10 protein-coding genes and 3 pseudogenes are annotated in these 9,303 nt (G+C 41.6%); 2 read left to right on the top strand and 11 right to left on the bottom strand.

What is annotated here, in order from left to right:
- Positions 1 to 266 (bottom strand): annotated as a pseudogene (locus IQ224_RS18675) (IS1634 family transposase); the annotation flags it as partial.
- Positions 267 to 372: 106 nt separating this feature from the next.
- Positions 373 to 1,446: pseudogene (locus tag IQ224_RS18670) on the bottom strand (IS1634 family transposase); the annotation flags it as partial.
- Positions 1,447 to 1,712: 266 nt separating this feature from the next.
- Between IQ224_RS18670 and IQ224_RS18665 the strand changes: the two are divergent.
- Positions 1,713 to 2,021 (top strand): annotated as a pseudogene (locus tag IQ224_RS18665) (aminotransferase class V-fold PLP-dependent enzyme); the annotation flags it as partial.
- Positions 2,022 to 2,453: 432 nt separating this feature from the next.
- Here the strand turns inward: IQ224_RS18665 and IQ224_RS18660 are convergent.
- The 6 genes from IQ224_RS18660 to IQ224_RS18635 all read right to left on the bottom strand — a co-directional run bounded on the left by IQ224_RS18660 (position 2,454) and on the right by IQ224_RS18635 (position 6,984).
- Positions 2,454 to 2,921 (bottom strand): hypothetical protein, encoded by a 468-nt coding sequence (locus tag IQ224_RS18660; RefSeq protein WP_002744854.1) that lies wholly within the window; start codon positions 2,919 to 2,921, stop codon positions 2,454 to 2,456.
- Positions 2,908 to 3,141, bottom strand: a complete 234-nt coding sequence (locus IQ224_RS18655; protein ID WP_110980672.1) for a hypothetical protein — start codon at positions 3,139 to 3,141, stop codon at positions 2,908 to 2,910. Before IQ224_RS18655 ends, IQ224_RS18660 begins: the two co-directional genes overlap by 14 nt.
- The gene (locus IQ224_RS18650; RefSeq protein WP_194033343.1) at positions 3,134 to 3,706 is read right to left on the bottom strand and encodes a hypothetical protein; all 573 of its coding nucleotides are present in this window, start codon (positions 3,704 to 3,706) and stop codon (positions 3,134 to 3,136) included. Before IQ224_RS18650 ends, IQ224_RS18655 begins: the two co-directional genes overlap by 8 nt.
- Before the next feature lie 154 nt (positions 3,707 to 3,860).
- Positions 3,861 to 4,694, bottom strand: coding sequence for a hypothetical protein (locus tag IQ224_RS18645; protein ID WP_194033342.1), 834 nt, complete (start codon positions 4,692 to 4,694; stop codon positions 3,861 to 3,863).
- 14 nt (positions 4,695 to 4,708) lie between these two features.
- Positions 4,709 to 6,652, bottom strand: a complete 1,944-nt coding sequence (locus IQ224_RS18640) for a hypothetical protein (RefSeq protein ID WP_194033341.1) — start codon at positions 6,650 to 6,652, stop codon at positions 4,709 to 4,711.
- An 8-nt stretch (positions 6,653 to 6,660) separates the two neighbouring features.
- A complete protein-coding gene (locus tag IQ224_RS18635) occupies positions 6,661 to 6,984 on the bottom strand; it encodes a hypothetical protein (RefSeq protein ID WP_051048501.1) in 324 nt (107 codons plus the stop codon).
- A gap of 196 nt (positions 6,985 to 7,180) precedes the next feature.
- On the opposite strand from IQ224_RS18635, the gene IQ224_RS18630 reads away from it, so the two are divergent.
- Positions 7,181 to 7,750 (top strand): site-specific integrase, encoded by a 570-nt coding sequence (locus IQ224_RS18630; protein WP_002748478.1) that lies wholly within the window; start codon positions 7,181 to 7,183, stop codon positions 7,748 to 7,750.
- Positions 7,751 to 7,798: 48 nt separating this feature from the next.
- Here IQ224_RS18630 and IQ224_RS18625 read toward each other — a convergent pair whose 3' ends face one another.
- From IQ224_RS18625 to IQ224_RS18615, 3 genes are all read right to left on the bottom strand, one after another.
- On the bottom strand, positions 7,799 to 7,945 hold the full coding sequence (locus tag IQ224_RS18625) for a hypothetical protein (protein WP_002748479.1): 147 nt from the start codon (positions 7,943 to 7,945) through the stop codon (positions 7,799 to 7,801).
- A 20-nt stretch (positions 7,946 to 7,965) separates the two neighbouring features.
- Complete coding sequence (locus IQ224_RS18620; RefSeq protein ID WP_194033340.1) at positions 7,966 to 8,667, bottom strand: hypothetical protein; 702 nt, start codon at positions 8,665 to 8,667, stop codon at positions 7,966 to 7,968.
- A gap of 64 nt (positions 8,668 to 8,731) precedes the next feature.
- Positions 8,732 to 8,980, bottom strand: coding sequence for a helix-turn-helix transcriptional regulator (locus IQ224_RS18615; RefSeq protein ID WP_228036313.1), 249 nt, complete (start codon positions 8,978 to 8,980; stop codon positions 8,732 to 8,734).
- Positions 8,981 to 9,303: the final 323 nt, after the last annotated feature.

The raw sequence follows: 9,303 nt of genomic DNA, 5'->3' as shown, positions 1-9,303 counted from the left end.
AAAGAAAATCCTCTTTCTGGAGCTTGTTGCCCTTTATATTTTTTGAGTATATCCTCACTGCTCAATCGTTTTTTCTCCAAATCGTTAGTTGCTAAAACGAATCGTCCTGCTCGTTTCTTTAGCCTCTCAATGGCTGGCAAATTTAACTCTAATTCGGCTTGAACTTGATAGCTTTGAGAGGGTAAATCGTCTTTTGATTTGAGTTTTGACCCCTGGGACTCAGGCGGAATGAGATTGACTTTAATCTCCGTTAACTGATGATATTTTATACCATTTCTCTAAATGAAAACTACACATCGAATTTAAGTCACCCTTTTTAAGGGGGATTTAGGGGGATTAAACTTCTGTAGTCAGACTTTGGAGAATTGGTATTAAGGAGTCAGATAATCCCTTGACTATCGCCAACGCCACCGCTCTATTCTCAAATTCTCTTCGGGATAGTTGGCGGATTTTTTCTTGGGCAGAATTCTTTTCCTGCTCGATTTTTTTCTCTAATTTTTTCAAGTCTGATTCTTGTCTAGCTTGACTTTCAACTAGCAACCATCTTTGTTCTATCCCCCCATAGTTAGAGCTTGTTTCCCGCCAGGAATAACCCAGTATTTTTGAATCGGTTAACTCTTTTTCTGAGATGCTATCGACTAACTTTTGAGCCTCTTTAATGCTGAAGGGGACTCGAGACAACCAACGCATTTCTCTCATTAGTTTTAAATTCTCTTTGCTATAGAGGGCGCTATCGCCGACTATTAAACTGTCAAAGTAAACTTGTTTTTTAAATTCTCGGGCGATTTGACCAAAAACCGCTTTGTCCGCTTCATTTCCGTCCCCTACTTTCAGGAATAAAGGTACATCTCCATCCCCACTTACGATTAAGTCAATCATAAATTATTTTAAGTCAGGTCTTCGGTCGCGGGAGTATCCGTAGGTAATTTTTATTGGCTGTTGTCTGGTTTCAATTTCTTCTCCCACTGCTCCTGATTTCAGGATTTCTACTGTTGGGTATTCCTTTTTATATTCTCCTTCTACTGATAGAGAAGTCGAATCTAAATGAGAATTCTCGGTCGCTACACCAAATTTTTTCACGGCTGCTAAACTAATGAGTAGGAAAATACCCGAAACATCAAGTTGATAAAGTTTGTCCATCACTCGACCAATTTTATCATCATTCAGGTGTTTTGGTTCGATGCCCTCTCCCAGCAGATGTTCGGTTGCTTTATCTTCAAAAAATTGAGGAAATAAATACAAAGACCCGGAGACAAATCCCAATCCGTTCAGGATAATTGCTTTGACGACTTGCCCCGCTGTGACAATTTCTCCTCGCTCAATTGAGACTTGTTCGTTGATAATTTCAACGATTCCTATTTCATCGATAATTCCGGCTACTAATCCCAGATGGTCTAGATTTTTGACTTCAATTTCTGTTGATTGATTCCTGGTCGAACAGTCCACTCGCCTCAGTTTTCCAACAATTCCTATTTTTTCATAATTAGGGGTTTCAAGACCCCCCTAGCTGGTGCCGAGAAAACCTTCACCAGCTAAGTATTTTTATTCAAGTCTCTGGAGGGGGACAGCTTATGTGACAGTTGAGGGTGCGGAATGTGGCTTGTTATACCAATTCTCCAAAGTCTGACTACAGAAGTTTAATCCCCCTAAATCCCCCTTAAAAAGGGGAACTTAAAGGGGGATTTACATTCGATGTGTAGTTTTCATTTAGAGAAATGGTATTAGATGGCGCTCAATCGGTTTCCCACATTCCGATCGATGTTCAACAATTAGGGTGTGATTGGTTCGTCTTTTCCGGACATAAAGTCTTTGGTCCCACAGGGATCGGGGTACTTTATGGTCAAGAAGACCTGTTGAATGCCACGGTTCCCTGGCAAAGCGGCGGCAACATGATCGTGGATGTGACGTTTGAGCGTACCGTGTATCAGGCGGCGCCCACTCGTTTTGAGGCTGGAACGGGCAATATTGCCGATGCCGTTGGCTTAGGGACGGCCTTGGATTATGTTCAGCAGATACCCCTAGAAAAAAATTGATCGCCATCGGAGCGATCGATTGTTTGGGACTGACAACGACCCTAATAATTCCATCGTGGACCTTTTTGTCCTCTGGACCGGAGGCCTTTGCCATTTTTCATAAAAAATTCGTCGCGCATCTCCTTTCGTTACCTCTTCTACAGAAAAATATTTAGAGATTTGTTGATTAGGATTTTTTTCAGTTAATTTGTGTCTGAGTCATCGTCCGACTTTTCCCTGGTAGAATTCCATTCGCTTAATCCCGCTCCTACTACAGCAGTAGGACCAGTAAGAGCGAACACCAGCTTTTCAGCTGGTAGGTGGTAGCTAATGATAATCCCGCTAATTAACCCTGATCCGATGAAAAGCAAAGCAATTTTATTCTTTGGTGACATTGTAAAAACAATAAAGGACAAACAATCGTCAGTAAAGTAAATGGAATCATGGTAAATCAGGCAATCTCTCCAAGATTAGATCGAGCTTTTGCTCGGATGTGTCGATAATAGGACCGGTATATTCCCATAAATACAAGGTAATTTGTCGATGCCAAAAAGGGACCGAAATTAACAAGGAATAACTTGATCCAAAATTAACGGGATATCTTAGTAGCGAAAATTGATTTAAAAAAATTCGCTTGCTATCCACCACCGCGTTAGGGTTTCCGCCTACAGTCAGCCCCGTGACATATTTACGCTTAACGCTGGCCGCGAACTTCCATCGAGGATCAGCGCTTTGACTGGTAGCATAAAAAGTAATTAATGAAGCCTCTAACTGAATTGGCATTAATATTTCTGGCAAAGGAAAATACCGCTCTAAATCTGGACTATTTCCCGGTGCTGGTTCTGCGGTAAAGCTTTGACTCCAAACAGACTGCCAGTTATTAGAATTACCAGCATTATAGGAAATCATATAGATTTTCGTTGATTGTTTCTAAATATTCATCAACATTGACCCCGCAACTCTCAACTATGTCAAGATATTCCGTAGGAGTAATCTTTAAAGAAAAGAAATCGGACAGCGCTTCCCCACAAATAATTAGATTATTTGAGGTTTCCTCTACAGAAACCTCATCAAATCTTTCTGGAGTCCATAGCCGCATTCTATCCTTAAGTTGATCCGCGTTAATCACGACGAAACTCCTCCGGATCAAAACTCACGCTATGGGTTGCATTAGCACCCGAAAAAACGGGATCTGCTAAAATAGAGTCTAGTGTTTCCTGATAATCAAATGATTGGCTTATCCGTCCCATGGGAAGTGTGTAAGCTGGCCCGCTTCTAGTTTTATATTTTCGCCCAGTAATTTTCGAGGTCGGGCTCTTAGCGGCGACTATTGTCGCTACGCGAGCTTTGGCGGGTACGAAGGCCTTGTTTGCTGTGTACGCGGTTAAGCTATCCGTCTCCACACCAAACTTAGGTCTAGGACTAAATCCATTTAGAAAAGCTCTAGAGCGCCCAGACATGGTGACTTTTATTTTACCTTTCGCATTCGCAAAGCCATATCCAAACGCGATAACTCCTACCTCAACTTCTCCATTCAGGGGAGGTCTGACGATATTGCGCTCTTCGCCATTCCCTTCTCTCCATTTGCCATACTTTACAAAGTCTAGATTCTGGGGCAAGGAGTTAAGGTTAACGTTCCCCAACTTTAACGCATCATACACCCGCTCTAAATCTGAAAATCTCTTTCTAGCCATACTATCCGTTTAATACAATATTTTTACCGCTCTGCATAAATGCGATAACTCAGTTATAGCAAGGCTTGCAGCCAATGCGATTGGTCGGAAGGGTATAGACCATCCGCGAAAACTACCCGAACTCATCGACAAGAGCATAGACCATCTACGAAAACTAATTAAACTCATCAACAAGAGCATCAAGGAAAGTAAACGAGCGATCGTAAAGAGCGATCGGCTTATTTATCCCCCAGATGGTAGCCGTCGCGTACTGAAAGCGAACATCAACCATAGGACGACGGCGAGGCTTTTTGTAGCTTTTCCCTAAAATTGTGTGATTGCCAGGGTTATAGGGAAAAGAACCATTCTCATCATCAGCGATGTTAGATTTTAAAAATTTCCAGTCAGGGGTATGATTTTGTATATCTAAAACCTTATTGATTAATTGTTTTGCCGTCGAATCATCCCGGCAAAGTAACTGCAATTGATAACCCTTATCTTTTTCTGTGTAAGAGTATAATTTTCTCCCTTTTTTCCAGATATACCCGTTAGCCGGTCCGAATACTGTCTTAATTTTGTTGGCTAACGCAAGTAACTCTGGTTTTGTTATTGTGGTGCTAGATTCATTCATTAATCTAAAAGAAATCTCTCCCCATGTGGGGCGAGTGTTGTCCTCTAAATCGTTTAAATCTTCTTTAAAATAAAAGGTAATCTGTGGCTTGAATTTTCGAGAAGCGTGTAAATCATCTAAGGGAATCCCATAAAACGGCTGTTGTAAATCTTGCGCTCGTCTTAGGGTAAAATAAAACAGTAAAAAGCGTTGGATCATCATGTCGCAAGTATCGTTATCTTTAAGCAAACAAGCCCAACGCAACGAAGACCGGGGGACGGCTAAATCTAAATCATTGCCAGTAATATCACTAAACTCCTCTCGCACTATTCGATTATGGACTCTTAAAATAGTGCTTTGCAAGTGTTCAAATTCGTTAAAATCAGTAGGAATCGCCATAATAAATAAATAAATTAACTAGGCTTTGTTAAATCGGTCTTGTTTATTGGAGGAGACTGTGATGAATTTTTTCCTTGAGTTTCTTGAGTGTTTTTCTCGCTTTCTTTGACATTAACTTCTGTTTTGATTTTGTTTACTTCTGTCCCAATTTCCCTTATATTTTCGGTTACACTTCTAAACTCGGAGGTTATAGATTCTAAATCCGAGGCTATTTCGTTCGCGTTTTGTAGTCCTTGAATAACTCGATCAATTTTTCTATTTTTGCCACTATGAAAATTAAAAGTTTCACTCATCCAGTTGTAAGAATTTTCTAAAACCACACCAGACTTTCTTAAAGCGTTGCCAATTTTACCCGTATATTTAGCGGTTTGTTCCAGTCCGGACGTGATACCAAAAAGTGAATCAGTCATTAACTGATAAATGTTGATCGCACTTTGATAAATCCTATTAGCTTTTGCCCAAGTTTCACTTAACGCAGTATAGTTATCATTGCCGACTAATCCTTTTACAATATTTTCAATTGAGTTACCAATAACTGTAGAGAAATTTTGAGCAACTTCGTCACCGTCTTTAATGCCAATAATGCTTAAGGCATTGCCTAAAGTAGCGATCAAGGTAGAGCCAATGTTTCGAGACAGCATAACCGCGTTATGAATTGCGGCGGCCGTAGCCATTAAATTAAGAGCGCGATCAACAGTTCTAGACTTCCAGAGCTTAGTAAATCTATCTGATAGATAGCCGGAAATTCCCCCATTCATTTGAGGTCCGAGCTTGGCATCTATGACATTTAAAAGAGTCAGGTCTATTCCCTCTAAAGTAAGCTTTATTCCGTCCAAACTGTTGTTCGCTTGAGTAATGCCGGGGGGTGTGCAGCATCCGCTTCCTCCCGGTGTATCTATTACTGGCGGGTTTTCTCGTCTCGGCTGTCCAATAGTTGGATTTTGAGGGTTTATGATTGGAAACGGCGGGAAAAACGGTGGCGTGTTTCCTCTTTCTCCTGGTCTAGGCGAGTTCCCTGGATTCGTGGGGTTTGTAGTTGGCGGACTTGGAGCAAGCGAACCAGGTGGGGAAGGATTTGGGTTTGGATTTGGTGGTAGCGATGGACCGGGTGAGGTTTGTGGTGGCGTAAAATTACTCGGCTGTCCAATAGGAATCGGATTTTTAGGTAGCGGAGAAGAGTATGGCGGGTTTGTCCTTGTGTCGTTATCTGTTGAAGGAGGAGCTAAGGGTCCAGGACTGTTAGGAGGGAAAAAATAAGGAGGAGGATCAGGTGGATCGGTTTCGCCGGGTTCAAGTTGTTGAATCTTGTAAGAAAAAGAGTTCAGATAATGGTTTGCACCCCCCCACGTGCCAGTTTCAGATTCTAGGAAAATCATGTCCATAAAGTCTGTTGGCTTATTGTTGCCCCAAACTATGGCGCCGATCCTGCCATTTGCGCCGTGACTCTCATCAACTTCGACCGATGCGAATGGTCCCTGAACTATCTTGCCCGGAATGTTTGTATATTTAGCATTTTGATCAATAACGCTATAAGGTGGGTTCATGCTCACCCTTCTATAAGTTGCGACTAAATTGCTTATTTTGTATTTTGCATTTTCAGGACCGACTGGACCGGGAGGGGTATCGGGTCCTATTATCTTAGGAGGAAAACGCTCTCTAACCGGAGGTGGTTGAAAGGGGTAAGACCCGATAGGACCCGCCGGTCCGTAGGGCGGTCCTGGAGCATCAACAGGTGGTGCATCAAAGAAGAAATCTAGTATTTTATAGAATCTGGAAAAAAATCGGAAAACGTTTTTAAATAAAGAGGGTCCTAAACTACTTGGAGCGTTGTTTTGAAGAGACGGACCGAAACTACTTGGAGCGTTGTTTTGAAGAGACGGTCCTAAACTACTTGGAGCGTTTTGCTGAAGAGACGGACCTAGTTTTTTAGCGGGCGCTGGACCAATAAATGCAAGCATTTAATCACCTAAGTTAAGTTATACCCCGCTGGGTAATTATTATTGCTAATTTCTTTCGCGTACATCCATGGCCTCTGATTTAGGGCATTGTTTCTAATTTGAGTATCTAGGGGCAAATACACAAAAGCTTGCAGGTACAGCTGTCCATCTCCCTCTGTGGCCTCTCCAGTGTTTAGGGTAATGTAAGGGGTTCTTCCCCCTTTTTCTGTGCTATCAAGGTTAAAGGTCGTATTGCCGATGGTAGCCTTTAAGGCCATTAGTTGGTGAGCGATCAACCGTTCTAGTGTATTAATATTCGATGGAATGTTTGAGGCAAGTACGATAGTAGTCATTGTGACAAAAAAATAATCTTTTCTTTTAAAATAAGGAAAAATATTATTCTGATCAAGTGCATAAAATAGATATTTTCTGTAGTAAGAGCAATTGCCGAAAGCCTTGAAAATACGCTACTCTACAAGAAATGCACTTAAAGCTTAGGCTTTTAAGTACAGAATAAATGGACTTTATTAATAAATTCTGTAGGTAAATATGAGAACAATAGGGCAAGCTTCTGTATTATCCCAGTTGGACTGGAAAAAACTAGAGTCCGTCGCCAATCAAAAACATCGGCTTCTATGGGCTATCCTAAGATTCACCGCAGCACGCATAAATGAAGCCTTAGAGCTACGGGTCAAAGATGTTTACAAAGACCCAACCCGGCGAGTCCCTAACGATGAGATAGCATTTAGAAGAGAAACCAGAAAAGGGAAAGACAGAAATCATACTGTGCCAATTTGTGGAGAATTAAAGCTAAAGCTTAGAGATTATAATCCCTCATCCAACCTAGATGATTACCTTTTTCCCGGCATCAATGGAAGATTAAGCTATGAAGCCGCTTTAACCTATCTGAAAACATCTGCCGCGAAAGTCGGACTAGATGACAAGAAAATTGTCACTCACTGCGGCCGTCGCAGTTGCATCACTGAGTTGGCCCGGAATGGAACCGACCTAAGAACCATTCAAGCCGTGAGTGGGCATGCTTCGATCGCTAACTTGCAGCGATACATCGAAATCGATCCTGACCGGACTAAAAACGCACTAGAAACAATTTTCGCTTAACGCTATATCTAGTGTCAGGGAAGCTGTATCACGACGCTATATCTAGTATTAATCTCTGTAAAGAGAAGAATATCCTTTTTTGTCCAATTCTAAGATTAATTCTTTCATATCTTTTTTTATTCGCTCAATTTCTAGCTCTAGCTCGCTTACTCTTTGCTTTAATGCGGCATTTTCTGTTAATAGTTCTTGTGTCATGATTTTTGTCCTGTTTTTTTTTATTTTACCGATGACGCGACTCGGCCTAGGTACTTTGATCGCAGCTTACCATTTTCTAACCATCTCCAATAACGGTACAGCCGGCCCTTGATAGTCTTGATTTCTTCGTAGCCATAGTTAGGGTGAAGGTTAGGGAGAGGGTTAGGGAGTGAGTTAGGGAGTGAGTTAGGGAGAGGGTTAGGGAGTGAGTTAGGGAGAGGGTTAGGGAGTGAGTTAGGGAGAGAGTTAGGGAGAGGGTTAGGGAGAGGGTTAGGGAGAGGGTTAGGTGAGTTAGGGAGTGAACACTCTGACTCATCTCGATAATGCAATTCTCTTGCTATCACTTCATAAAAGGTTATTAGTTGATAAGTTGGTAGTGATCGGACATCTATCTCGATCGCATCTACTGACTGGTCACTGTCCGGGGTCAAGGTTTCGATCGAGTCTTCATTTTCACCACCGTCCGGGGTCAAGGTTTCGATCGCATCTTCATTCTCTAGGTCCCATTGGCTGATCGGTCGATCGGTCAGTTGATAGGCAGAAAGATCGATCAAGGGTAATTGAGCGGGGACAACTTCATCAGCCGGCCCAATCTCGTCTATTCCTACGGTCATCTCTCGCAGGTCTGAGAGGATGATCCTGACTTTCTTTTTCCAGACTTGTTTAACCGTGGCCTTTTCTCCCTGATAGGAGACGCGATCGTTTATAGAGAGAGTCATCATAGTAGTAACCGACAAATTTTTTTGTCACTTTCCCAACGATTAGCCTTTTCGTTGGGGTGTTTTATTAGTTGGGGGAATCGTCGGGGATGCCGTTGGTGTCAATGCCCATTGACTCAGCGAGAATCTTTAAACTTACGTTTAACTCTCTAGACATAGACACTGCTTTGTCAAAAGCGGGCATTTTTTTGCCTGCTATGTAAAATCCCACCAAAGAATAGGAGACGTTCATTCGTTTCGCCAATTCTTTTTGTGTAATCTCAGCTTGAGCGAGCAGGTCTTTCAATTTCGGCTTCTGTAATTGTGTTTCATCCATTATAACAAAAGTTACTACTATAGTAGTTGACTTCTGGGAGAATTACTACTATAGTAGTTATATGACTAAACAACATCCCAACCCCCTTGAGGCAAACCGTGAGACTGCATAGTTAGGGGATTGGGCTGTAGATAGTCAGCAATTCTCATTTTGAAAAAAATTCAGATAAAATTCTCTTATTTAAATAGAGAACTTGTGTAGAAGCATTATTTTTTGACAGATAATTATCATCCAACGCTGGAGATAGACAGGTTTTAAGAACTTTGTCCATGAAAAATCGATTTCAACTCATAAATCTGGATGAAATTCTAACAAAATTTTTA

Source organism: Microcystis sp. LEGE 00066, from assembly GCF_015207925.1.
Lineage (GTDB): Bacteria > Cyanobacteriota > Cyanobacteriia > Cyanobacteriales > Microcystaceae > Microcystis > Microcystis ichthyoblabe_A.
The sequence above is the reverse complement of the archived record's forward strand: the minus strand, read 5'-3'. Positions and strand labels throughout refer to the sequence as shown.

Coding starts and splice junctions, on each gene's coding strand:
- IQ224_RS18620 (WP_194033340.1), bottom strand. CDS start 8,667: ATGATGACTCTCTCTATAAACGATCGCGTCTCCTATCAGGGAGAAAAG.
- IQ224_RS18615 (WP_228036313.1), bottom strand. CDS start 8,980: ATGGATGAAACACAATTACAGAAGCCGAAATTGAAAGACCTGCTCGCT.
- IQ224_RS18635 (WP_051048501.1), bottom strand. CDS start 6,984: ATGACTACTATCGTACTTGCCTCAAACATTCCATCGAATATTAATACA.
- IQ224_RS18625 (WP_002748479.1), bottom strand. CDS start 7,945: ATGACACAAGAACTATTAACAGAAAATGCCGCATTAAAGCAAAGAGTA.
- IQ224_RS18645 (WP_194033342.1), bottom strand. CDS start 4,694: ATGGCGATTCCTACTGATTTTAACGAATTTGAACACTTGCAAAGCACT.
- IQ224_RS18630 (WP_002748478.1), top strand. CDS start 7,181: ATGAGAACAATAGGGCAAGCTTCTGTATTATCCCAGTTGGACTGGAAA.
- IQ224_RS18640 (WP_194033341.1), bottom strand. CDS start 6,652: ATGCTTGCATTTATTGGTCCAGCGCCCGCTAAAAAACTAGGTCCGTCT.
- IQ224_RS18660 (WP_002744854.1), bottom strand. CDS start 2,921: ATGATTTCCTATAATGCTGGTAATTCTAATAACTGGCAGTCTGTTTGG.
- IQ224_RS18650 (WP_194033343.1), bottom strand. CDS start 3,706: ATGGCTAGAAAGAGATTTTCAGATTTAGAGCGGGTGTATGATGCGTTA.